Annotated in this window: 23 protein-coding genes; 10 read left to right on the plus strand and 13 right to left on the minus strand. The window is 71.3% G+C overall.

From position 1 onward, the window contains the following. Positions 1 to 17: 17 nt before the first annotated feature. Together ACZ607_RS24520 and ACZ607_RS24525 are read right to left on the minus strand one after the other, a co-directional pair. On the minus strand, positions 18 to 692 hold the full coding sequence (locus ACZ607_RS24520) for a response regulator (protein WP_469737823.1): 675 nt from the start codon (positions 690 to 692) through the stop codon (positions 18 to 20). Positions 693 to 712: 20 nt separating this feature from the next. Further along, complete coding sequence (locus ACZ607_RS24525; protein WP_469737825.1) at positions 713 to 1,921, minus strand: sensor histidine kinase; 1,209 nt, start codon at positions 1,919 to 1,921, stop codon at positions 713 to 715. Positions 1,922 to 2,017: 96 nt separating this feature from the next. On the opposite strand from ACZ607_RS24525, the gene ACZ607_RS24530 reads away from it, so the two are divergent. After that, the gene (locus ACZ607_RS24530) at positions 2,018 to 3,007 is read left to right on the plus strand and encodes an SAM-dependent methyltransferase (protein ID WP_469737827.1); all 990 of its coding nucleotides are present in this window, start codon (positions 2,018 to 2,020) and stop codon (positions 3,005 to 3,007) included. Positions 3,008 to 3,053: 46 nt separating this feature from the next. Then, positions 3,054 to 4,196 carry an NADH-quinone oxidoreductase subunit D gene (locus ACZ607_RS24535; RefSeq protein ID WP_469737828.1) on the plus strand — a complete coding sequence of 381 codons (1,143 nt, stop codon included), beginning with the start codon at positions 3,054 to 3,056 and terminating at the stop codon, positions 4,194 to 4,196. 55 nt (positions 4,197 to 4,251) lie between these two features. Here the strand turns inward: ACZ607_RS24535 and ACZ607_RS24540 are convergent, their stop codons facing one another. From ACZ607_RS24540 to ACZ607_RS24555, 4 genes are all read right to left on the minus strand, one after another. Next, a complete protein-coding gene (locus ACZ607_RS24540) occupies positions 4,252 to 5,280 on the minus strand; it encodes a hypothetical protein (RefSeq protein WP_469737830.1) in 1,029 nt (342 codons plus the stop codon). A gap of 104 nt (positions 5,281 to 5,384) precedes the next feature. Then, complete coding sequence (locus ACZ607_RS24545) at positions 5,385 to 6,365, minus strand: ABC transporter substrate-binding protein (RefSeq protein ID WP_469737832.1); 981 nt, start codon at positions 6,363 to 6,365, stop codon at positions 5,385 to 5,387. A gap of 52 nt (positions 6,366 to 6,417) precedes the next feature. After that, positions 6,418 to 7,092, minus strand: coding sequence for an ABC transporter permease (locus tag ACZ607_RS24550; RefSeq protein WP_469737834.1), 675 nt, complete (start codon positions 7,090 to 7,092; stop codon positions 6,418 to 6,420). A 3-nt stretch (positions 7,093 to 7,095) separates the two neighbouring features. Next, positions 7,096 to 7,815, minus strand: a complete 720-nt coding sequence (locus ACZ607_RS24555; protein WP_469737836.1) for an ABC transporter permease — start codon at positions 7,813 to 7,815, stop codon at positions 7,096 to 7,098. A gap of 141 nt (positions 7,816 to 7,956) precedes the next feature. On the opposite strand from ACZ607_RS24555, the gene ACZ607_RS24560 reads away from it, so the two are divergent. The 6 genes from ACZ607_RS24560 to ACZ607_RS24585 all read left to right on the plus strand — a co-directional run bounded on the left by ACZ607_RS24560 (position 7,957) and on the right by ACZ607_RS24585 (position 12,315). Next, positions 7,957 to 9,132, plus strand: a complete 1,176-nt coding sequence (locus ACZ607_RS24560; RefSeq protein WP_469737838.1) for an ABC transporter ATP-binding protein — start codon at positions 7,957 to 7,959, stop codon at positions 9,130 to 9,132. Positions 9,133 to 9,211: 79 nt separating this feature from the next. After that, on the plus strand, positions 9,212 to 10,072 hold the full coding sequence (folP, locus tag ACZ607_RS24565) for a dihydropteroate synthase (protein ID WP_469737840.1): 861 nt from the start codon (positions 9,212 to 9,214) through the stop codon (positions 10,070 to 10,072). Then, on the plus strand, positions 10,069 to 10,551 hold the full coding sequence (locus ACZ607_RS24570) for a nuclear transport factor 2 family protein (RefSeq protein ID WP_469737842.1): 483 nt from the start codon (positions 10,069 to 10,071) through the stop codon (positions 10,549 to 10,551). The genes folP and ACZ607_RS24570 overlap by 4 nt, the downstream gene beginning before the upstream one ends. A 194-nt stretch (positions 10,552 to 10,745) precedes the next feature. Next, positions 10,746 to 11,105, plus strand: coding sequence for a dihydroneopterin aldolase (gene folB, locus ACZ607_RS24575; RefSeq protein ID WP_099173577.1), 360 nt, complete (start codon positions 10,746 to 10,748; stop codon positions 11,103 to 11,105). Next, positions 11,102 to 11,713 (plus strand): 2-amino-4-hydroxy-6-hydroxymethyldihydropteridine diphosphokinase, encoded by a 612-nt coding sequence (gene folK / locus ACZ607_RS24580; RefSeq protein WP_469737844.1) that lies wholly within the window; start codon positions 11,102 to 11,104, stop codon positions 11,711 to 11,713. The genes folB and folK overlap by 4 nt, the downstream gene beginning before the upstream one ends. A gap of 116 nt (positions 11,714 to 11,829) precedes the next feature. Beyond that, complete coding sequence (locus tag ACZ607_RS24585; RefSeq protein WP_469737846.1) at positions 11,830 to 12,315, plus strand: DUF3180 domain-containing protein; 486 nt, start codon at positions 11,830 to 11,832, stop codon at positions 12,313 to 12,315. Positions 12,316 to 12,358: 43 nt separating this feature from the next. Here the strand turns inward: ACZ607_RS24585 and folE are convergent, their stop codons facing one another. The 6 genes from folE to dacB all read right to left on the minus strand — a co-directional run bounded on the left by folE (position 12,359) and on the right by dacB (position 20,062). Then, positions 12,359 to 12,964 carry a GTP cyclohydrolase I FolE gene (gene folE, locus ACZ607_RS24590; RefSeq protein ID WP_469737848.1) on the minus strand — a complete coding sequence of 202 codons (606 nt, stop codon included), beginning with the start codon at positions 12,962 to 12,964 and terminating at the stop codon, positions 12,359 to 12,361. Positions 12,965 to 13,148: 184 nt separating this feature from the next. Next, on the minus strand, positions 13,149 to 15,197 hold the full coding sequence (gene ftsH / locus ACZ607_RS24595) for an ATP-dependent zinc metalloprotease FtsH (protein ID WP_469737850.1): 2,049 nt from the start codon (positions 15,195 to 15,197) through the stop codon (positions 13,149 to 13,151). 252 nt (positions 15,198 to 15,449) lie between these two features. Next, positions 15,450 to 15,989 (minus strand): hypoxanthine phosphoribosyltransferase, encoded by a 540-nt coding sequence (gene hpt, locus ACZ607_RS24600; protein WP_014155504.1) that lies wholly within the window; start codon positions 15,987 to 15,989, stop codon positions 15,450 to 15,452. A 97-nt stretch (positions 15,990 to 16,086) separates the two neighbouring features. Continuing rightward, positions 16,087 to 17,160, minus strand: coding sequence for a tRNA lysidine(34) synthetase TilS (gene tilS, locus ACZ607_RS24605; RefSeq protein ID WP_469737852.1), 1,074 nt, complete (start codon positions 17,158 to 17,160; stop codon positions 16,087 to 16,089). Positions 17,161 to 17,350: 190 nt separating this feature from the next. Next, complete coding sequence (locus ACZ607_RS24610; protein ID WP_469737854.1) at positions 17,351 to 18,490, minus strand: zinc-dependent metalloprotease; 1,140 nt, start codon at positions 18,488 to 18,490, stop codon at positions 17,351 to 17,353. A 48-nt stretch (positions 18,491 to 18,538) separates the two neighbouring features. Then, complete coding sequence (gene dacB / locus ACZ607_RS24615) at positions 18,539 to 20,062, minus strand: D-alanyl-D-alanine carboxypeptidase/D-alanyl-D-alanine endopeptidase (protein ID WP_469737856.1); 1,524 nt, start codon at positions 20,060 to 20,062, stop codon at positions 18,539 to 18,541. Positions 20,063 to 20,118: 56 nt separating this feature from the next. Between dacB and ACZ607_RS24620 the strand changes: the two genes are divergently transcribed. Both ACZ607_RS24620 and ACZ607_RS24625 read left to right on the plus strand, forming a co-directional pair. Beyond that, the gene (locus tag ACZ607_RS24620) at positions 20,119 to 20,613 is read left to right on the plus strand and encodes an inorganic diphosphatase (protein WP_003968257.1); all 495 of its coding nucleotides are present in this window, start codon (positions 20,119 to 20,121) and stop codon (positions 20,611 to 20,613) included. Positions 20,614 to 20,815: 202 nt separating this feature from the next. Beyond that, positions 20,816 to 22,519 (plus strand): threonine/serine exporter family protein, encoded by a 1,704-nt coding sequence (locus ACZ607_RS24625; RefSeq protein ID WP_469737858.1) that lies wholly within the window; start codon positions 20,816 to 20,818, stop codon positions 22,517 to 22,519. 57 nt (positions 22,520 to 22,576) lie between these two features. Here the strand turns inward: ACZ607_RS24625 and ACZ607_RS24630 are convergent, their stop codons facing one another. Continuing rightward, complete coding sequence (locus tag ACZ607_RS24630) at positions 22,577 to 23,911, minus strand: DedA family protein (RefSeq protein ID WP_469737860.1); 1,335 nt, start codon at positions 23,909 to 23,911, stop codon at positions 22,577 to 22,579. Between the last annotated feature and the right edge of the window lie 5 nt (positions 23,912 to 23,916).

A 23,916-nucleotide genomic window follows, 5' to 3' on the forward strand; every position in this document is an offset into this window, starting at 1 on the left:
CCCCGCCCGAGCGGCGGTCAGCCCGCCTGGCCGCCGGCCCTGACGAGACCCGTCTCGTACGCGAGGACGACGACCTGGACGCGGTCGCGCAGCCCCAGCTTGGTGAGGATGCGGCCCACATGGGTCTTCACGGTCGCCTCGGACAGCACCAGCCGGGCCGCGATCTCGCCGTTCGACAGCCCCTGCGCGACCAGCAGCATCACCTCGCGCTCGCGCTCGGTGAGCTTCTCGACGTGCTTGTGCTGCGGCTCCTTCCGTCCGCTGGGCAGCATCGGCGAGAACCGGTCGAGGAGCCTGCGGGTCGTGGACGGCGCCACCACCGCGTCGCCGCTGTGCACCGAGCGGATGGCGGAGAGCAGTTCGCCCGGCGGCACGTCCTTGAGCATGAACCCGCTGGCGCCCGCCTTCAGACCGGAGAACGCGTACTCGTCCAGGTCGAACGTGGTCAGGATCAGCACCTTCGGCGGCTCGGTCGCCGCGCAGATGCGCCGGGTCGCCTCGACGCCGTCCAGCCGTGGCATGCGTACGTCCATCAGCACGACGTCGACGGCCGTGGACCGCAGGAGCTCGATCGCCTCGACGCCGTCACCCGCCTCGGCGACGACCTCCATGTCCGGCTGGGCGGCTAGCACCATCCGGAAGCCGGTGCGCAGCAGCGCCTGGTCGTCGACGAGCATCACGCGGATCGCCATCAGGGGTCCTGTCCTCACTGTCACTGGTTGGCCGGCTTGAGGGGGAGCAGGGCGCTGATCCGGAAGCCGCCGCCCTGGCGCGGGCCCGCGTCCAGCGTGCCGCCGACCATGCCGACCCGCTCCCGCATGCCGATCATTCCCTGTCCCGCGCCGTCGGCTCCGCCGTCCTCGTACAGCTCGTGCGGGGCGCCGCGGCCGTCGTCCTCGACCAGCAGGCCCAGCCCGTCGTCGAAGTAGACCAGCCGCACGCTCGCCCCGGCGTCGGGGCCTCCGTGCTTACGGGTGTTGGTGAGCGCCTCCTGCACGATGCGGTACGCGGTCAGCTCGACCCCGCTCGGCAGCGGACGCGGGGTGCCCTCGATCTTGAAGTCCACCGCGAGGCCGGTCTCCCTGACCTTGCCGACGAGCTCCTCGATCTGCTGGACGTCGGGCTGGGGGACGTACTCCCCGCTCTCCTCGGAGTCACCGGTCCTCAGCACCCCGAGCAGCCGCCGCATCTCGGCGAGCGCCTGCCGGCCGGTCCCGGAGATGGTCTCCAGCGCCTGCCGGGCCTGGTCGGGGGACGAGTCCATGACATATGCGGCGCCGTCCGCCTGGACGACCATCACCGAGACGTTGTGCGCGACGACATCGTGCAGTTCGCGGGCGATACGGGCGCGTTCGGCGGCCACGGCCACCTTCGACTGCGCCTCGCGCTCCCGCTCCAGCCGGGCGGCCCGCTCCTCCAACTGGCTGAAGTAGGCCCGCCGGGTGCGTATCGAGTCACCGAGCACCCAGGCCAGGACGAAGGGCACGGTCATCGTGACGGTGTAGGCCAGCGACTGCGCCCAGCCGCCGTACGGCGCGTCGTCGGGCCAGCGCAGCCTCGAGATCCCGGCCGCCACCAGGCTGCACCCGAGGGCCAGCCGGGACGCCCAGCGCTCCCCCACCGTGGCCACCGTGTACGTGATCACCAGCATGGCGAAGTCCGCCACGTCCGGCCGCACCCCGAACACCAGCTGGGCGATCCCCATCAGGATCGCGAGCAGCAGCATCTTCTCCGGCAGACGGCGGCGCAGGGCGACCACGACGGACAGCCCGACGGAGATCGGCACGGCGGCGACGCGCTCCGGGCCGCCACCGACCTGGCCGGCCACGATGGACACGCCGGAGAACCCGAGGAGGAGGACAGCCCAGAGGATGTCGACGCCCGTCGGGTGTCTGCGGATGAAATCGTAGAAGCGCTGCACGTTACCCAGCGTAGGGACAGCTGATCGGTGCCCGGGTCAGCCGAAGGGCCGATCCGGGTCCTGGGACCGTACTCCCCAAGGTGGAGACTTGCCCATGTGACGGATGACTGGTGCCGCTGGCGGGAAGCCGCCGAGACCGCTTTGTACGGGGACGAGGGTTTCTACCGGCGCCCGGAGGGCCCCGCGGGCCATTTCCGCACCTCGGTGCACGCCTCCCCGCTCTTCGCCACCGCCGTGGCCCGGCTGCTCGCCGCCACGGCACGGGAGCTGGGCACGGACACCGTGGACCTGGTGGATGTGGGCGCGGGCCGCGGCGAGCTGCTGACCGGGGTGCTCGCGGCGCTGCGGGACGGCGCGCTCGCCCCCGGCCTCACCGTACGGGCGTACGCCGTCGAGCTCGCCCCGCGCCCGCCGGGCACGGACCCGTCCGTCGAGTGGGGCGCCGAACTCCCGCAGGGCAGACGGGGGCTGCTGTTCGCCAACGAGTGGCTGGACAACGTGCCCACGGACATCGCGGAGGCCGACGCCGACGGGGTGCCCCGCTACGTCCTCGTCCGCAGGAGCGACGGCACCGAGCGGCTCGGCGACCCGGTGGCCGGGGAGGACGCCCGCTGGCTGGACCGCTGGTGGCCGCTGTCCCGGCCCGGCGACCGCGCGGAGATCGGCAGACCCCGCGACGAGGCCTGGGCCCGCGCCGTCGGATCGCTGGCCGGCGGGACCGCGGTGGCGGTGGACTACGCGCATGTACGGGCGTCGAGGCCGCCGTTCGGGACGCTCACCGGATTCCGGGAAGGGCGCGAGGTGGAGCCCGTGCCGGACGGGAGCCGCGACCTGACCTCGCACGTGGCGCTGGACGCCTGCGCGGCGGCGGCGGGAGGCGCGGCCGAGCTCCTGGACCAGCGGACGGCTCTGCGGGAGCTGGGCATCAGCGGCGAACGCCCGCCGCTGGCGCGGGCGTCGGCCGACCCCGCGGGTTATGTGCGGGCGCTCGCGGCGGCCGGGGAGGCGGCGGAGCTGACGGCGCGGGGCGGGCTGGGCGACTTCGGCTGGCTCCGGCACCGGGTCCCGGACCGCGAGGAGGGGTAGCGGGGGCCACGGCGGCAGAAGGGGCGCAGGAGGGATACTGTCCCGCATGACGGAGACGACGATCGGCATCGGCGGCGCGGCGGAGAGCACCGACATGGTGCTGAACATCGGTCCGCAGCACCCCTCCACCCACGGTGTGCTCCGGCTGCGGCTCGTCCTGGACGGCGAGCGGATCCAGCAGGCCGAGCCCGTCATCGGCTACATGCACCGGGGCGCCGAGAAGCTCTTCGAGGCCAGGGACTACCGGCAGATCATCATGCTCGCCAACCGCCACGACTGGCTGTCGGCGTTCTCCAACGAGCTCGGCGTGGTCATGGCCGTCGAGCGGATGCTCGGCATGGAGGTCCCGGAGCGCGCCGTCTGGACGAGGACGCTGCTGGCGGAGCTGAACCGGGTCCTCAACCACCTGATGTTCCTCGGCTCCTACCCCCTCGAACTCGGCGGGATCACCCCGGTGTTCCACGCCTTCCGGGAGCGCGAGGAGCTCCAGGCCGTGATGGAGGAGGTCTCCGGCGGCCGGATGCACTACATGTTCAACCGGGTCGGCGGCCTCAAGGAGGACCTGCCCGCGGGCTGGCTAGGCCGGGCCAGGGACGCCGTGGCGTCCGTACGGTCACGGATGGACGTGTACGACCGTCTGGTCCTCGGCAACGAGATCTTCCGGGGCCGTACCCGCGGGGTCGGCGTGCTCTCCGCCGAGGCCGTGCACGCCTACGGGGTGTCGGGCCCGATCGCCCGGGCCTCCGGCGTCGACTTCGACCTGCGGCGCGACGAGCCGTATCTCGCGTACGGGGAGCTGCAGGAGACTCTCGAGGTCGTCACCCGGACCGAGGGCGACTGCCTGGCCCGCTTCGAGTGCCTGCTGGAGCAGACGCACAACGCGCTGGACCTCGCCGACGCGTGCCTGGACCGGATGGACGGCCTGCCGCCCGGGCCGATCAACCAGCGGCTGCCCAAGGTGCTGAAGGCCCCGGAGGGCCACACCTACGCCTGGACCGAGAACCCGCTGGGCATCAACGGCTACTACCTGGTGTCCACGGGCGAGAAGACCCCGTACCGGCTGAAGCTGCGCTCCGCCTCGTTCAACAACATCCAGGCGCTGACCGAACTGCTGCCGGGCACGCTCGTCGCCGACATGGTGGCGATCCTGGGCTCGCTCTTCTTCGTCGTCGGGGACATCGACAAGTAGCCCGGCCGCACGGGCCGCTCGGGCATCTCGGCTGCTGTTACGGCCGCCGCGCTCGCTACGAGGAGATCGCGCTGCGCAGTTCGACGACGTCCAGCTGCTCGGTCTCGTCGTGCGCCGTCAGGTCGATGACCTTGCCGACGGCACGGTTCTCGGCCGCGCCCGTACGGTGCGCCGCCAGCGCCTCCTCGCCCACCACGTCCGCGAGGTCCTCGTTCTGCACGGACTCGATCGCGGCGCCGGCCTTCTGCGTACCGAAGAAGTCGAAGCTCCCCTGCGGCACGAGATGGCGCCGCGCGGCCGCGTACGGGACGACGGCGGACGCCGCCGGAACGGCCCGGGGCGGGCGCACGGGGGCGGGCGACAGCTTCGGTGCGGGGAGGGCGGCCTGGGCGCGGCGGTGCTGGGGGTCACCCGCTCCGGAGCCCGCCGCGTGCTTCCCCTTCGGGCCGTCACCGTCCGAGTCCCGCTCGGCGGAACGCTCGGCGATGTCGCGCTGCCGGGCCAGCTCGGCCGTCCGGCGCGCCTCCTGGAGCGCGGCGTTGCGGGGCAGGTCCTGGAGTGCCTGGGCGGCACGCAGATAGGCGCCCGGCGTCGGCGTGGACCGGGCGGGCAGGAGCTCGCGCGGCGACGACGCCTCGATGGCGAGCTGCCTGCGGCCCTCCAGCGCGCTGGCCCGCTCCGTCTCGGCGTTGGCGTACCGGCGCAGCAGCGCGGCGTGTTCGCCCCGCAGCCCGGCGAGCTCCACGCGCTTCCGGCGCAGCTTGGTCTCCAGCCGGGTGCGCAGCTCCCTCGACTCCTCGAGGTCCGCCTCGAGCTCGGCTATCCGCTCCTCGGTCTTCCACTCGTCGCTGGCCCGCGCCCGGGTCAGCTCCGCGACACGCAGCCCCGCGGCCCGGTCCCAGCCGCGCATCATGCAGGCACCGGTGACGGCGGCGGCCGCCGTCACGGCCACCAGGGCGCGCAGCGGCAGGGGTTCCGAGAGGAGCCAGGCGCCGGCGGCGCAGACGACCGGCACTCCGGCCAGCACGGCGGGGGGCAGGATTCTGTGGAGGGGCGGCGAATGGCGGTGGCGTCCTCGTGGCATGGCCCGAAATTTACCGTGCGTACGAGTCACTTGGGAGACCGCCCGGCAATCTGTTCCCCGCCGGTTACCAAAGATCTCCCAAGTGACCCCGCACGTACGCCTTTTTACTTCTTGATCAGACCCTTCGACCGGAGATAGTCCCCGGCGGCGTCCTCGGGCTTGGCGCGCTCCGCGTCGACCTTGCGGTTCAGTTCCGCGAGGTCCTCGGTGGTGAGTACGTCGGTGAGCTTCCCGAGCGCCTCCGCGATCTCCGGGTCGCCCGCGTCCTTGGCATTGAGAACCGGAAGGACGTTGTCCGCGTTCTGCAGCTTCTTGTCGTCCTCCAGGAAGACCAGCCCGTAGGAGTCGAGCACGGCGTCCGTGGTGGTCGTGAGGACCAGTTGGTCCTTGCCGTCCTTGACGGCCTGCTTGGACTGCGGCGTGCCGACGCCCTTGGGGTCGATCCCGGTGACGTCGATGCCGTACGTCTTCTTCAGCCCGGGTGCGCAGAAGGGGCGGACCTCGCACTCGTCGCCCGCAGCGATCCTGACCTTGATCTTCGAGCTGCCGAGATCGGAAAGGGTCGTGAGGCTGTTCTTCTCGGCGAATTCCTTCGACACCGCGAAGGCGTTCTGGTCGACCGCCTTGCCCGCCGGAAGGACCTTCAGTCCGAGCGGGGTGGCGAGCTTCTCCAGTGCCGCGACGGTCGCCGCCACGTCACCCGAGGCGACCGGCTTCTTCTCCGCCTCCTTCGCGCCGTTGACCTTGGCGTTGAGGAATTCCGCGATCGTCGCCGCGTATTCCGGTACGACGTCGATCTCGCCCTTCTCCAGGGAGGGTTCGTACAGCTCGCGGTTCTTCACCGTGGTGATGGAGGTGTCGTATCCGGCGCCGCCCAGGACCTGGGCGTAGAGCTCGGCGAGCACCTTGGACTCGGTGAAGCCGGCGGCGCCCACGACGAGCGAGCCCTTCTTGGAGCCGGAGCCGGCGCCCGTGTCCGAACCGCTCTTCTCCTTCTCCAGGCTGTCGCCGCCGCAGGCCGCGAGCGACCCTGCCAGCGCGACCACTCCGACGACCGCACCCGCTATGCGCGAGGTCCTGCTCATGTTGTTCTCCGTCCGCGAAAAATGGTGTGCACAGTCCGAAAACCCGGCGCGCTCATACGGTCCGGCGCCGGCGCAGCGGCGACAGCAGCCGGTCCAGCGCCACGAGGACGCCCTCCACCACCAGGGCCAGCAGGGCGACCAGCACGGCGCCCGCGAAGACCTGCGCGGTGTCGTAGGTGTTGAAGCCGGCGGTGATGATCCTGCCCAGGCCGCCGAGACCGACCATCGCCGCGATGGAGGCGGTGGCGATCACCTGGACGGCGGCGGACCGGAGGCCGGTCATGATCATGGGGTACGCGAGCGGCAGCTCGACCCGGACGAAGAGCTGCCCGCCGGACATCCCCATGCCCCGCGCGGCCTCCACCACCGACCGGTCGACCTCCGTCATCCCGACGTAGGCGTTGGTCAGCAGCGGGGGCACCGCGAACAGCACCAGGGCGATGACCGTGGGCAGATAGCCGGAGTTGCGCAGGGGCGTCATCATGAACAGCGCCAGCACCGCGAACACCGGGACGGCGCGCCCCACGTTGGAGACGTTGACGGCGAGCGAGCCGCCCTTGCCCACGTGGCCGAGGTACAGCGCGACCGGCAGGGCGATGACGCAGGCCACCGCGAGGGCGATCCCGCTGACGTACAGGTGCTCGGCCAGCCGGTGTCCCGCCCCGCCGTCCCCCGACCAGTTGGCGCCGGTGGTCAGCCAGGTCCACGCCTCCCCGATGACTCCCATGGGTCAGACCGCCTCCGTCTTCGCGATGCCCGCCCCGGCGGACGCCCCGGCGGGCGTGCGTATCCGGGTCCAGGGTGTGAGCAGGCGCTGCACGCCGAGCAGCAGGAGGTCCGCGGCCACCGCGAGGAGCACGCAGAGCACGGACGCGGTGAGCACCTGCGCCTTGAAGAAGCTGGGCAGCGCGTCCTCGATGAGATTGCCCAGGCCGCCCTTGCCGACGAGCGAGCCGACCGTGGTCAGCGCGACCGTCGACACCGTGGCGATGCGGAGGCCGGCCATCAGCGCGGGCAGCGCGAGGGGGAGTTCGACCTCCCAGAGGAGCCGGACGGGGCCGTACCCCATGCCCTCGGCGGCCTCCCTGGCCTCCTGCGGGACCGCTTCGAGCCCCGCGAGGATGTTCCGTACGAGAATGGTCAGCGAATAGAGCACCAGGCCGGTGACGACGAGCGCCGCGGACAGGCCGAAGAACGGCAGCAGCAGCGAGAACATCGCCAGCGACGGCACGGTGTAGAGCACGGTGGTCAGGCCCAGCACGGGCGCGGCGAAATGCCGGCCCCTGCGGGCGAGCAGCGCGAGCGGGAATGCCACCGCGAGCCCTATCAGCACGGAAGCCACCGTGATCCAGATGTGCTGGACGGTCGCCTCGGCCAACTCATGGCTGCGGGAGCGCAGATACTCTCCGCAGATCCAGTCGTTCGCCACCAGGCAGTTCTGCTCGGCCATCCGCCCCCACCTCCTGTTTGCCCTCGCGATGCCGCCCCGGGTCCGGTCCTGGGTGACCCTATCCTCGACCACCGACAATCGCCGAGGCTGTCTTATTCCGGCAACATGGCCTTCACAGAACCCGCGTCACAATGGGGAATCATGATCCGATTCGAGCACGTCACCAAGCGGTACGCGGACGGCACCACCGCCGTCGACGACCTTTCCTTCGAGGTCGCCGAGGGTGAACTGGTCACGCTCGTCGGGCCTTCCGGCTGCGGCAAGACGACCACGATGAAAATGGTGAACCGTCTGACCGAACCGACCGACGGCCGGATATTCCTCGACGGGGACGACATATCCGCCATCGACCCCGTCCAGCTCCGCCGGCGTATCGGCTATGTCATCCAGCAGGTCGGCCTCTTCCCGCACAAGACGATCCTGGAGAACACGGCGACCGTTCCCCATCTCCTCGGCTGGGGCAGGGAAAAGGGCAGGCGCCGCGCCGCCGAACTGCTCGATCTCGTCGGACTCGATCCCTCCGTTTATGGCGGCCGCTATCCCGAGCAGCTTTCCGGCGGCCAGCGCCAACGCGTGGGAGTGGCACGCGCCCTGGCGGCCGACCCGCCGGTTCTGCTGATGGACGAGCCTTTCGGGGCGGTCGACCCGGTCGTACGGGAAAGGCTGCAGAACGAATTCCTGAAGCTGCAGGCGCAGGTCCGCAAGACCGTGCTGTTCGTCACCCACGACATCGAGGAAGCGGTCCGCCTCGGTGACCGGATCGCCGTGTACGGGGCCGGGCGCATCGAGCAGTTCGACACCCCGGCCACGGTCCTCGGGGCACCGGCGACCCCGTACGTGGCCGACTTCGTCGGGGCGGACCGCGGTCTGAAGCGGCTCTCCGTCACGCCCATCGAGGAGAGCGACCTGGACCAGCCGCCGGTCGTGCACCTCGACGATCCGCTGGCGGGGGCGACCGAGCGGCTGCGGGCCGAGGGCGCCCGCTGGGCGGTCGTCCTCGACGGCCAGGACAATCTGCACGGCTGGATCCCGGCGGGCGAGGGCGCGGCGGCCAAGGGCACCGTCCGCGAGCACGCCCGGCGTATGGAGGCGTGGCTTCCGCTCGGGGCGCCGCTCAAGCAGGCCTTCGCCACGATGCTGCAGCACGACGCCGGCTGGATCGCCGTCATCGACGAGGAGGCCACCGGCCGTTTCCTGGGGGTGCTCACCCCGGCCCGGCTCCATGAGGCCCTGCGGCGCTCGATCGACGCGGACGCACAGGACGTGCCGCGCGCCGACGTCGCCGTGGAGACCGTGGCGGGCGTCGCCTCCCGGTGAGGGGAGCGCGGCGCCTCCCGGCGAGGGGCGGGCGACGGCGGCCGGGCAGGACCCCGCGGACACGGCCTAGGCTGGGCCCATGAGTACGTTGCGAGGGCGAGGCACGGTGCGGGGTCTCCCGGAGTGGGACCGCTGTGCGGTCATGGGGGTCGTCAATGTGACGCCCGACTCCTTCTCCGACGGGGGACGCTGGTTCGACACCACGGCGGCGATCAAGCACGGCCTCGAACTGGCGGCCGAAGGGGCGGATCTGATCGACGTCGGCGGCGAGTCGACCCGCCCGGGCGCGAGCCGGGTGGACGAGGCCGAGGAGCTGCGCCGGGTGATCCCCGTCGTGCGGGGCCTGGCCTCCGAGGGGATCACCGTCTCCGTGGACACCATGCGGGCCGGCGTCGCCGAACGGTCCGTCGCCGCCGGTGCGGTCCTGGTCAACGACGTGAGCGGCGGCCTCGCCGACCCGGACATGATCCCGGTCGTCGCCGCCGCCGGAGTGCCGTTCGTCGTCATGCACTGGCGCGGCTTCAGCGAATCGATGAACAGCCGCGCCGTGTACGGGGACGTCGTCGCCGAGGTCGTCGCGGAGCTCCGGGAGCGCGTGGAGGCCGTGGTCGAGGGCGGCGTGGACCCCGCGAAGCTGGTGATCGACCCGGGGCTCGGCTTCGCCAAGGACGCCGCCCAGGACCTCGCGCTGGTCGCCCACCTCGAACGGCTGCACGAGCTGGGCAGGCCCCTGCTGGTCGCCGCCTCCCGCAAGCGGTTCCTCGGCCACGTCCTGGCCGGCGAGGACGGGACCCCGCCGCCCGCCCGTGAACGGGACGCGGCGACAGCCGCGATCTCCGCGCTCTCCGCCGCTGCCGGCGCCTGGGCGGTCCGGGTGCACGCGGTACGCCCGACGGCCGACGCGGTACGGGTCGCCCGCGCCGTCGAGGGAGCCGCGTGAGCGCCGCGCGCGACGAGCACGAGGAGGCCGCGGCCGACATCGCGGCGGTCGAGCAGGCCAACACCGCCTTCTACGAGGCGATGGAACGCGGCGACCTGGACGAGCTCTCCGGCCTGTGGCTGCCCGGCGAGGACCTCACCCTGTCCTGTGTCCACCCGGGCTGGCCGGTGCTCACGGGGCGCGGAGAGGTGCTGCGGAGCTACGCGCTGATCATGGCGAACACCGAGTACATCCAGTTCTTCCTCACCGATGTCGGCGTCTCGATGACCGGCGACACCGCCCTGGTCACCTGCACCGAGAACATCCTCAGCGGGGGCCCAGCGGAGGAGGGCAACGCCCTCGGGCCCCTCGTCGGCCAGCTCGTCGTCGCCACCAACGTGTTCCGGCGCACACCGGAGGGCTGGAAGCTCTGGTCCCACCACGGCTCGCCCGTACTGGCCGAAACCGGTGAGGAAGAGGACGAGGAACCGACCGTCTGAGCGGCTGGAGCCGACGGCGGGGATTGAGCCCCCGGATCACGGGGTATACGCCGACACCAACCCCCGTGCCGGGCCGGTCCGCGCCCCCGCGGGCAGGCGTTGTCGGTGCTCGCGGGTAGATTCGGAAGACGGCACCGCACCGCCCGCACGCGGCCAGGTGCCTCCAGAGACGACGAACAGCAGGAGTGATTCGCGTGGATCGTGTCGCGCTGCGCGGCCTCAAGGCCCGTGGGCACCACGGTGTCTTCCCCCGGGAACGGGAGGAGGGCCAGACCTTCATCGTGGATCTGGTGCTCGGCCTCGACACCCGCCCCGCGGCAGCCGCCGACGACCTGTCGAAGACCGTTCACTACGGCGTGGTCGCGGAAGAGGTCGTCGACGTCGTCAAGGGTGAGCCCGTCGATCTGATCGAGACCCTCGCCGAGCGCATCGCGCAGCAGTGCCTCAAGCACGAGGGGGTCGAGGAGGTCGAGGTCGTCGTCCACAAGCCGGACGCCCCGATCACCGTCCCCTTCGACGACGTGACCATCACCATCACCCGGAGCCGAGCATGACTGCATTTTCCACCGAGGGGCAGAGCGACCCGACCGTACAGCCGGTCCCCGCCGCAGTGGTCGAGCAGGTCGACGCGGCGGACGTCACCCTCTCCAACCCCAAACGGGCCGTGATCTCCCTCGGCTCCAACCTCGGCAACCGTCTGGAGACGATCCAGGGCGCCATCGACGCCCTGGAGGACACCCCCGGCCTCCGGGTCAAAGCGGTCTCCCCGGTCTACGAGACGGAGCCCTGGGGCGTCGAGCCGGGCACCCAGCCCTCGTACTTCAACGCGGTGGTCGTCGTGAAGACGACGCTGCCCCCGTCCTCGCTGCTGGAGCGCGGCCAGGCCATCGAGGAGGCCTTCGACCGGGTCCGTGACGAGCGCTGGGGACCGCGCACCATCGACGTCGACATCGTGTCGTACGCCGAGGTGGTCTCCGACGACCCGCTGCTGACCCTGCCGCATCCGCGCGCCCGTGAGCGCGCCTTCGTCCTCGCCCCCTGGCACGACGTGGACCCGGAGGCCCAGCTCCCCGGCGCGGGGCCGGTCGCCGACCTGCTGGCCGGTGTCGGCCGCGACGGAGTGCTCCCCCGGCCCGACCTGGAACTCCGTCTCCCCGAGTAGTCGTTAGGCTCAAGGACGACCGGTTCACGGACGGCCGCCCCCGGGGCGGCCGGTCCCCGGGCGTTCGGCACGGGCGGACGACACGCGCAACGCGGCGACGAAGGGCGGCACTCTCGGTGAAGCAACTACGGCTCGGCCTCCTGGTCGGACTCCTCGCCGGAGCCGGCGTGCTGTCCTGGGGCGCGGCCCGCCTCTGGGACGCCCTGGGGACCCTGCCGAGCGTGCCGCTCGCCGCGCCGATCGTGCTGGCCGTGATCGCCGTCGTCCTGCTGGCCACGGCGCTGTCGATCAGGGCGCGGCTGCGGGCGCAGCGCGAGCGCCGCCCCGGGGCGAAGGGCGTCGAGCCGATGATGGCGGCCCGCGCCGTGGTCTTCGGCCAGGCGAGCGCGCTCGTCGCCGCTCTCGTCGCCGGGCTGTACGGCGGCACGGGCGTCTTCCTGCTCGGCTACCTCGACATCCCGCCCCGGCGCGATCAGGCCATCTACGCGGGCGCCGCCGTCGTGGCCGGCATCGCGGTCATCGCCGCGGCCTTCTTCCTCGAGCGCGTCTGCAAGCTCCCGGAGGACGGGGACAACGACTCGCACACGGCCCAGGCCGCCTGAGGGTCCCCCGCCCGTCCAGGAGCCGCCCCGGGCCCCTCCGCGGCTAGCGCGCCATGATGAGGCTCATCGCCTCGGCGCGCGTGGCCGGGTCGCGCAGCTGACCGCGGACCGCGGAGGTGATCGTCTTCGCCCCCGGCTTACGGATGCCGCGCATCGACATGCACATGTGCTCGCACTCGACCACGACGATGACCCCGCGCGGCTCCAGGATCGCCATCAGGGAGTCGGCGATCTGCGTGGTGAGGCGCTCCTGGACCTGCGGCCGGCGGGCGTAGACGTCGACCAGCCGTGCCAGCTTGGACAGACCCGTGATCTTGCCGCTCGTCGCCGGGATGTAGCCGACGTGCGCCACCCCGTGGAACGGGACCAGGTGGTGCTCGCAGGTGCTGAACACCTCGATGTCCTTGACCAGCACCATCTCGTCGTGGCCGAGGTCGAACGTCGTCGTCAGGACGTCCTCGGGCTCCTGGTGGAGGCCTGCGAATATCTCCTTGTACGCACGCGCCACCCGGGCCGGGGTCTCGCGCAGCCCCTCACGGTCCGGGTCCTCGCCCACGGCGAGGAGGAGCTCCCGTACGGCCGACTCCGCCCGCTTCTCGTCGAATACGCCGATCGAACCCTGTCCGTCCAGCGTCACCGGGTCGGTCATCTGTGCCTCGTTCCTCTGTGCAGTCACATGCGCGGACCCGCCCGGCCCTCACGGAGAATTCGGCAGGTACGACGCAGGCATACGGAAAAGCCGCGCCCCCACAGGCTAGAACCTGGGGGGCGCGGCATCCATTCCGGGCCTGGTGGAGCCCCCGTGACAGGGGACACACCGGGTCGGGCAGGGGCTAGCTCTCGGGCCGATCCTCGGGGAGCGACTCCGTGGAGCTGCCGGTGTTCTTCGTGATGTCCGTCGGACCGATCTCCGGAGTGCCCGAACCGTTGGCGGTGCCGGTGGTGAGGGCCAGCTCCTTCGGAGAGAGCACGGGCGGACGTGTCGACGGGGTACGCCGGGCGGAACCGGTCCACGCCGGGCGGGCCGGGCGCTTCACGATCGGGGCGAAGATCTCGGCGATCTGCTCCTTGTTGAGCGTCTCCTTCTCGAGGAGCTCAAGGACCAGGGCGTCGAGGATGTCGCGGTTCTCGACGAGGATTTCCCACGCGTCGTTGTGCGCGGTCTCGATGAGCTTCTTGACCTCTTCGTCGACGAGCGCCGCGACCTCTTCCGAGTAGTCGCGCTGATGGCCCATCTCCCGGCCCACGAACGGCTCGGTGTTGTCCCCACCGAACTTGATCGCGCCCAGGCGCTCGGTCATGCCGTACTGCGTGACCATCGCGCGGGCCGTTGCGGTGGCCTTCTCGATGTCGTTCGCAGCACCGGTCGTCGGGTCGTGGAAGACCAGTTCCTCGGCCGCGCGCCCGCCCAGCATGTACGCCAGCTGGTCGAGCATCTCGTTGCGCGTCGTGGAGTACTTGTCCTCCTCCGGGAGCACCATCGTGTAACCGAGGGCACGTCCACGGGAGAGGATCGTGATCTTGTGGACCGGGTCCGACTGGGGTGAGGCCGCCGCGACCAGGGCGTGTCCGCCCTCGTGGTACGCGGTGATCTTCTTTTCCTTCTCGGACATGATCCGGGTCCGCTTCTGCGGACCCGCCACGACGCGGTCGATGGCCTCGTCGAGCATCTGGTTGTCGATCAGCTTCTTGTTGCTGCGCGCCGTGAGGAGCGCCGCTTCGTTCAGCACGTTCGACAGGTCGGCACCGGTGAAGCCGGGCGTACGACGGGCGACCGCGTTGAGGTCGACGTCCTCCGCGACCGGCTTGCCCTTCTGGTGCACCTTGAGGATCTCCAGGCGGCCCTGCATGTCCGGGCGGTCGACGGCGATCTGCCGGTCGAAGCGTCCGGGACGCAGCAGCGCCGGGTCCAGGATGTCCGGCCGGTTCGTGGCGGCGATCAGGATGACGCCGCCCTTCACGTCGAAGCCGTCCATCTCGACGAGCAGCTGGTTGAGCGTCTGCTCGCGCTCGTCGTGACCGCCGCCCATGCCGGCACCGCGGTGCCGTCCGACGGCGTCGATCTCGTCGACGAAGACGATCGCCGGGGCGTTCGCCTTGGCCTGCTCGAAGAGGTCACGCACCCGGGAGGCACCGACACCGACGAACATCTCGACGAAGTCGGAACCGGAGATCGAGTAGAACGGGACGCCCGCTTCGCCGGCGACGGCGCGAGCGAGCAGCGTCTTACCCGTACCGGGCGGCCCGTAGAGCAGGACGCCCTTGGGGATCTTGGCGCCGACGGCCTGGAACTTCGCCGGCTCCTGGAGGAATTCCTTGATCTCGTACAGTTCCTCGACGGCCTCGTCCGACCCCGCCACATCGGCGAACGTCGTCTTCGGCGTGTCCTTGGTGATCAGCTTGGCCTTGGACTTGCCGAACTGCATGACCTTGGAGCCGCCGCCCTGCATCTGATTCATCAGAAACAGGAACACGACCACGATCAGGACGAAGGGCAGCAGGGAGAGAAGGATCGAGACGAACGGGGACTGCTTCGACGGCGAGACGGTGTAACCCTTCTCGATGTCACCGCTCTCGAACTTCTTCTGCAGCGTGTCGGCGAGCTCGACACCCTGGTTGCCGATGTAGCTCGCCTGGAACTTGCTGCCGGACTCGCCCTGGAGCTTTTCCTTGTCCTTCAGCTCGATCTTCAGGATCTGTTCGTCACCGGTGGTCAGCTTGGCCTGCTCCACCTGGTTCTTGCTGATCGCCTGGATCACCTTGCCGGTGTCCACCGTCTTGTAGCCGCCGGACGAGCCGACGACCTGCATCAACACGACCACGGCGAGGACGGCCAGCACGATCCACATGACCGGCCCACGGAAGTATCGCTTCACGTCCATCCATACGGAGCGAAGTCGCCCCGTCCCTCCTGCCCGTAGGTAAATGCTGCTGTGAGAAAAGACTGTTCTTCGGACGGTACCCCAGCATTGTCACCCGTGACCGCAGGGGAGGTCCGGTAAACCCGTCTTCGAAGGCTCCAACGGCCCGATCGCCACGAGGGTTCCCGGGAGTCCGGCCGGGTTCGGCCGTGTTCCCGCGATCCGTGGTCCCGCGGTTCCGCCGGGTCCACCGGGTCCGTCGGGGACGTCGCCTCAGCCGCCGTAGACGTGAGGGGCGAGCGTACCGACGAAGGGGAGGTTGCGGTACTTCTCCGCGTAGTCCAGTCCGTAGCCGACGACGAACTCGTTGGGGATGTCGAAGCCGACCCACTTCACGTCGATCGCGACCTTCGCGGCGTCCGGCTTGCGGAGCAGCGTGCAGACCTCCAGGCTCGCGGGTTCACGCGAGCCGAGGTTGGTCAGCAGCCAGGACAGCGTCAGGCCGGAGTCGATGATGTCCTCGACGATCAGGACGTGCTTGCCCTTGATGTCGGTGTCGAGGTCCTTGAGGATCCGGACGACGCCCGAGGACTGCGTGCCCGCCCCGTACGACGAGACGGCCATCCAGTCCATGGTGACGGGGGTGGACAGCGCGCGGGCCAGGTCCGCCATGACCATCACCGCGCCCTTGAGCACGCCGACGATGAGCAGGTCCTTGCCCGCGTACTCCGCGTCGATCTTCGCTGCCAGCTCGACGAGCTTCGCGTCGATCTCTTCCTTGGTGAGGAGCACCGACTGAAGGTCGGTGCCCATGTCCTTCTCGTTCACCCGCGTCTCTTTCTCTGCCCTGCCGACCGGACTGTTCCCCGGGCCGGACCGGCGTTTCGCCTGCACTTCAGCCGCTTGCGCTTCAGCTCTGCCGAATCACCAGTCTGCCACCCTGCCGCCGTACCTCGACGCGGCCCGGCAGGTTGATGGCGCCCTGGCCCCGCCAGCCGGTGATGAGCCGGTCGACTTCCTCGATGTGGCGGGCGAAGAGCGAACCGGCGGGGGAACCGGCGTCGATCACGGCGCGGCGCAGCACCCGGCGGCGTACGGCGGGCGGCAGGACCGAGAGCTTGACGCACTCCAGGCGTCCGTCGTCGTCGCGGACGGAACCGGCGGCCTCGGCGGCCCAGGTGTCGAGGGCGTCCGCGTCGTCGCGGGAGAGCTGCGCCGTGCGCGCGAGGGCTTCCACGACTCCTTTGCCCAGCGCCTTCTCCAGGGCGGGCAGGCCCTCGTGGCGCAGCCGGGAGCGGGTGTAGGCGGGGTCGATGTTGTGGGGGTCGTCCCAGACGGGGATCGACTGGACCAGACAGGCCTTGCGGGCGGTCTGCCGGTCGAGCTGGAGGAACGGGCGGCGGTAGCGGCCGGCGGGCCCGGAGGCGGCGGCCATCCCGGAGAGCGAGCGGATACCCGATCCGCGGGCGAGGCCCAGCAGGACGGTCTCGGCCTGGTCGTCACGGGTGTGGCCGAGGAGTACGGCGGCGGCGCCGTGGCGCTCGGCTGCGGCGTCCAGTGCGGCGTAGCGGGCGTCCCTGGCGGCGGCCTCGGGTCCGCCGTCCCTGCCGACCCGCACGGCGACGGCCTCGACCGGGTCGAGCCGCATCTCGGCGAGGCGGGCGACCACCTCGTCGGCGCGGAGTCCGGAGCCGGGCTGGAGGTTGTGGTCGACGGTGATGCCGCCCGCGCGGACGGGGAGCTTGCGCGACTCGAAGGCCAGGGCGGAGGCGAGGGCCATGGAGTCGGCGCCCCCGGAGCACGCGACGAGCACCAGCGGGGTGTCCGGCCGTTCGGGAAGGGCGGATCGCCGCCCGCCCGCCCCCGCTTCGGCGAATTCGGCGTGTCCGGCCTGTTCGGTGTGGCGGTGGTGCTCGGTGACGACGTCGTGGAGTACGCGGCGGACCGCCAGGCGTATCGCCGCGACCGCAGGATGGGGACCCATGTCCGGTGCCCTTCGGAGTGAGGTTTCGGGGGGTGCCTCCGAGCGCGCGGGAACGGAGTCCCGTCACTCAGAGTGCGTCGATGGTGACAGAGCCAAGCTGTTCATCGAGCATTGCACGCCTTCCCATGCCCCTATGGTCCCTCGGATGGGTGATTGGGGAGGCAATCTTCTGCCGCCGCACCCCTCAAGATCACGAGTCTGCTTTACGGTGCACCCTCGCCACCCAGTCCGCCGGGGCGGCGATCTCGGCCTTCGTGGGCAGGGTGTTGGGGGAGGTCCACACCCGGTTGAAGCCGTCCATACCGACCTCGTCCACCACGGCCCGGACGAACTTCTCGCCGTCGCGGTACTGCCGCAGCTTGGCGTCGAGGCCCAGGAGCTTGCGCAGGGCCAGGTCCAAGCGGCTCGCGCCGCGCGCCCTGCGCTGCTGGAACTTCTCCCGGATCTCGGCGACGGAGGCCACCACATCGGGGCCCACCCCGTCCATCACGAAGTCCGCGTGGCCTTCGAGCAGGGACATCACCGCGGTGAGGCGGCCCAGGATCTCGCGCTGGGCCGGCGTCTGGACGATCTCGACGAGGCTGTGCCCGCCGTCGTCGTCGCCCCGTTCGCCCTCGGGGCGGCTGCCTCCCGAGAAGGTCTGCGCGGCCTCACGGAGGCGTTCGAGCACGGTCATGGGGTCGACGTCGGTCTCGTCGAGGAACGACTGGATCTCGCCCCGCAGATGGTCGCGGAGCCAGGGAACACCGGTGAACTGGGTGCGGTGCGTCTCCTCGTGGAGGGCGACCCAGAGCCTGAAGTCGTGCGGGTCGACCTCCAGTTCGCGTTCGACGTGGACGATGTTCGGCGCGACCAGCAGCAGCCTGCCGCCTCCCTCGGGCGACGCGGGCAGCTCCCGGGTGGCGGGGGCGAAGGTCTCGTACTGGCCGAGGACCCGGGAGGCCAGGAACGACAGCAGCATGCCCAGTTCGACACCGGTCACCTTGCCGCCGACCGCGCCGATCACGGCGTTCCCGGGGCCGCTGCCACGGCGGTCCTGCATCTTCTCGAGCAGCGGACGCAGCAGCTCACGGAAACCGGCCACGTTGGCCCTGATCCAGCCGGCCCGGTCGACGACCAGGACCGGGGTGTCCTCGGGTTCGTGCCCCTCCGGGATCATCCGGGTGAACGAACGGACGTGCTCCTCCGAGGCCTTGGCATGCCGCCGGAGCTCCGCGACGACGGCGCGGGCCTCCTCACGGCTGATCTCGGGACCCGGCCGCACGAACCGGGTCGCGGTCGCGACCGCGAGATTCCAGTCGACCATCTCGGCACCACCGATGCTCGTCATGCGTCAACCGTACGTGAGGTGGTCGCTCCATGGTGGGGTGTCAGCCGCTCACCGTCTCCCCCGCGTGAGCGCGGTGGCCAGGGTGTCGAGTGATGCCTCCGCATCGGCCGGGGACGTGGTGCCCGAGGCCAGGAAGGCGAAGGCGAGCAGCCGGCCCTCCGCGTCGACCGCGGTCCCGGCGAGGCTGTTCACCCCGGTGAGGGTGCCCGTCTTGGCCCTGATCAGGCCCGTCGCCGGGGACGTCGCGGTGTAGCGGTCGCCGAGCGTGCCGCTGAATCCGGCGACCGGCAGGCCGGTGAGGACGGGGCGCAGCTCCGGGTGATCCGGTCCCGCGGCGAGCGCGAGCAGCCGGGCCAAGAGCCCCGCCGTCACCTTGTCGGCGCGGTCGAGACCGCTGCCGTCGGCGAGCCGGGCACCGGTCATCGGCAGGCCGAGGGCCTTCAGCCGGGCGGTGACGGCGCGGCGGCTCCCGGCGAAGGAGGCCGGCTCCCCGGCCTTCAGCGCCGTCTGCCGGGCCAGCGCCTCGGCGATGTCGTTGTCGCTGTTGGTCAGGGCCCGCTCGACCAGTGCGGAGAGCGGCTTCGACAGGTGCGTCGCCACCGTCCGCGACCCGGCGGGCGCCTTCCCGGACGCGGGGTCGGACCGGACGGCGACACCGGCCTCGTCGAGGAGCTCCGCGAACGTACCCGCCGCGTCGCCCGCCGGGTCGTCCGTACGGGGTGCCGGTCCCCGGTCGCTCGCGTCGAGGCGGCCCTCGCCGGCCATGAGGGCGCTGACGGGCGCGATGTTCTCGTTGGGGCCGATGGGGTGAAGCGCGGGCCCGGAGTAGCGCGAGGTGTCGTACGCCAGCCGTACGGACCCGGTGCCGCTGTCGTGCAGGGAGCGCGCCGTGTCGGCGGCCAGGGCGCGCAGGGCCGCCTCGTCCAGGGTGGGGTCGCCGCCGCCCACGAGGGTGAGCGTCCGGGAGTCCGGGGACAGCGTGACGGTCGTCGGGATCCGGTGGGCGGGGCCGAGCGCGGACAGCGCGGCGGTCACCGTGGCGATCTTCACGGTGGACGCGGGGGTCATGGGGGTCTTCACGCCCCGCGCGTACAGCTGTTCGCCGGTGGCCGCGTCGACGACCACCCCGGTGCGTACGGAGCCGAGGGCGGGCACGTCCAGCAGAGGGGTGAGGACGGCGTCCAGGCGGTTGGCGCCCGCCGGGGCCGTGCCGGACGCGGTGCCGAGGGCGCTCAGGACGGCGGGCGCGCTGGCGGCGGGCTCCGGCGCGCCCGGGACGGTCCCTTCGTGATGTGCGCCACCTGCGCGCTGCTGGACGGCCGCCCGGTCCCGCTCGGCCTTACGCTGACCGGAGTCCCAGGGACCTGCGGCCAGGACGGCACCGGCGGCGACCACCAGGCCGAGCACCGCGGAGCCTGCGGCAAGCCCGAGGCCGTCGGATCCGTTTCCGCGCTTCAGGTACTTCGGGACTTTCCACCCGCCCCACCCGCGCCACTTGTTTTTCAACGGCTCGTCCGTCGGTCTCTCCACCGGCTCGGCCACCGTTGACCAGCCCCTTTCGCGAGCACTCATCTGCGTGAGGGACACTTAACCACCAGTCGTATGTGTTGATCATGGAGGAGCCACCCGTGGAGTTCGACGTCACCATCGAGATCCCGAAGGGTTCGCGGAACAAGTACGAGGTGGACCACGAGACCGGTCGGATCCGCCTGGACCGTCGACTCTTCACCTCGACCAGCTACCCGGCCGACTACGGGTTCGTGGAGAACACCCTCGGCGAGGACGGTGACCCGCTCGACGCGCTGGTCATCCTGGACGAGCCGACCTTCCCCGGATGCCTCATCAAGTGCCGCGCCATCGGCATGTTCCGGATGACCGACGAGGCCGGCGGCGACGACAAGCTGCTGTGCGTCCCGGCGTCCGACCCCCGGGTGGAGCACCTGCGCGACATCCACCACGTGTCGGAGTTCGACCGCCTGGAGATCCAGCACTTCTTCGAGGTCTACAAGGACCTGGAGCCCGGCAAGTCCGTCGAGGGCGCCGACTGGGTCGGCCGCGCCGAGGCCGAGGCCGAGATCGAGGCCTCCTACAAGCGCCTCGAGGCGCAGGGCGGCGCGCACTGACGTAGTCCCGGGCCCCCGCCCACGAGCGGGGGCGCGCGGATCACGGCGCACGGGGCCCGACCGGCCCAGCACCGCGTACGCATGACGGGCGGCGCACCTTCACCGGTGCGCCGCCCGTTGCGTGTGGCGGCCCATGTCCGTGCACATACTGGGCAGAAGCGCTCCCGGAACGGCAACGGGCGTCGAGGAGGAACGAGGTCGAGTGGTGGCGGAACAGGGCGGTCCGGAGGACCAGAAGCCCCAGTCCGACGAGGCACGCAGCGCCTTCGTCCCGCCGGCCGGTGTGGAGCAGCCCACGGCTCCGTCCGAGGACGACCATCCGACGTCGGAATTCGCCCTTCCGGCCGGTCTGCACACCGATCCGTCGGCGTCGCCGGGCGCGGGTTCCGGTCCGGCCGGCGGTGCGGGGTCCGACACGCTCACGTCCGCCTTCGTCCCGCCGAGCGGGTACAGCGCGCAGCACCCGCCGCCCGCCTTCACCCCCGCGCACGGCATCCCGATGGTCCGGCTGACCAAGGAAGCCCCCTGGCAGGACCGGATGCGCACGATGCTGCGCATGCCGGTGACGGAGCGCCCGGCGCCCGAGAGCGTGCAGCAGACCGACGACTCGGGCCCCGCCGTACCGCGCGTGCTCGACCTGACGCTGCGTATCGGGGAGCTGCTCCTCGCGGGCGGTGAGGGCGCCGAGGACGTCGAGGCCGCCATGTTCGCGGTGACGCGCTCGTACGGCCTGGACCGCTCCGAGCCGACGGTCACCTTCACCCTGCTGTCCATCTCGTACCAGCCGTCACTGGTCGACGACCCCATCACGGCGAGCCGTACGGTACGCCGCCGGGGCACCGACTACACCCGGCTGGCGGCCGTGTTCGGGCTGATCGACGACATCACCTCGGCGGAACACGTCGAGGTGTCGCTGGAGGAGGCCTACCGGCGCCTGGCGGAGATCCGGCGTAACCGCCACCCGTATCCGGGCTGGGTGCTGACGGCCGCCGCCGGTCTGCTCGCGGGCTCGGCATCGGTGCTGGTCGGTGGTGGTGTGCTGGTCTTCCTCGTGGCGGCGGCGGGCGCGATGCTCGGCGACCGGCTGGCCTGGCTCTGCGCCGGGCGCGGGCTGCCCGAGTTCTACCAGTTCGCGGCGGCGGCCATGCCCCCCGCCGCGATGGGCATCGCCCTGACCCTCACCCATTCGACGGATGTACGGCCCTCGGCGGTGATCACCGGTGGGCTCTTCGCGCTGCTGCCCGGGCGAGCTCTCGTCGCCGGGGTGCAGGACGGCCTGACCGGCTACTACCTCACCGCGGGAGCCCGGCTCCTGGAGGTCATGTACTTCTTCATCGGCATCGTGGCGGGCGTGCTGCTGATGCTCTATCTGGGGGTCCAGCTCGGCGCCGAACTCAATCCGGAAGCGCGCTTCGAACCCAACGACCGGCCGGTGCTCCAGATCCTGGTCTCGATGACCCTGACGCTGGCCTTCGCCATCCTGCTCCAGCAGGAGCGCTCCACCGTACTCGCGGTGACCCTCAACGGGGGCGTGGCCTGGATCATCTACGGGGCGATGGCGAACACGGGCAAGATCTCGCCGGTCGCGGCGACGGCGGTCGCGGCCGGGCTCGTGGGGCTCTTCGGCCAGTTGTTCTCGCGCTACCGGTACACCTCGTCGCTGCCGTACATCACGGCCGCGATCGGCCCTCTGCTGCCGGGTTCGGCGACCTACTTCGGTCTGCTGGGTGTCGCGCAGAACGAGGTGGACACCGGGCTCACCTCGCTCTTCACCGCTGTCGCCACGGCGCTGGCGATCGCCATCGGGGTGAATCTGGGGAGCGAGATCTCCCGGCTGTTCATGCGGGTGCCGGGCGCGGTCGAGGGCGCCTCCCGCCGGGCGGCCAAGCGGACCCGCGGCTTCTGACACACGACGGCGCCCCGGTCCCTCCCGGGGCCGGGGCGCCGTCGTGCGCGCGCGGGGTCAGCGCCTGTTCTGCCAGCCGTACTGCCCCGGGTCCTCCTCCTGGCCGTCGCCCCGGCCGGCCGCGGGGCGCTCACCGTAGGCGCCACCGTCGGTGTACGGGCCGGGCTGCCCGCCGCCGTACCGGCCGTCGTGTCCGCCGGCGTACGGGGCTGCCTGACCGTTGCCGTAGGGGGCGCCGCCCTGGTCGCCGCCGTACTGGGCGCCGCCGTACTGGCCGGGCTGCTGGGCGCCGTACGGGCCGTTCTGAGCCGCGCCGCCGTACTGGCCGGGCTGGGCGCCGTACTGGCCGGCCTGGGCGCCGCCGTCGTACTGACCGCCGTACTGGCCGCCCTGAGCCGCGCCGTACTGGCCCTGGGCGCCGTACTGGCCTCCGTACTGACCGGGCTGTCCGTTGCCGTACGGGTCGCCGCCCTGCTGGGCGCCGTACCGGGCGTCCTGGCCGCCGTACGGGTCGCCACCCTGCTGGTCGTCCTGCGCGCCGCCGTACCGGCCGGGCTGTCCGGTGCCGTACGGGGCGCTCCGGTCGCCGTACTGACCCGCCCCGCCCGTGGCTCCGCCGTACCGGTTGTCGTAGCCGCCGCCGTACGGCGCGGCCTGGGTCCGGTCCGCGGTGTACCGGTAGGCGGCCGGGCCCTGGTCCTCGCCGTCCGCCCCGCCGTGCGGGCCGCCGTCCGAGGGGCCCTGGTCGTCGCCCTGCCGCGCGGCTTCCTTCTTCGACCTGCTGCGGGCCCGCAGGAACTCGATCGCGATCGGCACCACCGAGATCAGCACGATCAGGATGAGGATCATCTCGATGTTCTCGTGCACGAAGTCGATCTTGCCGAGGGCCGCGCCCAGCAGCGTCACCCCGACGCCCCAGAGCACGCCACCGATGATGTTGAACGTGATGAACGAGCGGTAGTTCATCCGGCTCACACCGGCGATGATCGGCGTGAACGTCCGCACGATGGGCACGAAGCGGGCCAGCACCAGCGACTTCGGGCCGTACTTCTCGAAGAACTCGTGGGCCTTCTCGACGTTCTCCTGCTTGAAGAGGCGGGAGTCCGGGCGCTTGAAGAGCGCGGGTCCCACCTTTCGGCCGAAGAGATAGCCGACCTGGTCACCGATGATCGCCGCCAGGGCCACCAGGACGCAGACCAGCCACAGCGGGTACTTCAGGTCGCCCGTCGTCACCAGCAGACCCGTGGTGAACAGCAGGGAGTCGCCGGGCAGGAAGAAGCCGATCAGCAGCCCGGACTCGGCGAACACGATGAGCAGGAGGCCGGGCAGCCCGAAGGTGTTGAGCAGATAATCCGGGTCCAGCCAGCTCGGGCCGAGCGCAAGCGTATTCAAGGGTC

It is taken from the genome of Streptomyces sp. NPDC104381 (genome assembly GCF_055583745.1).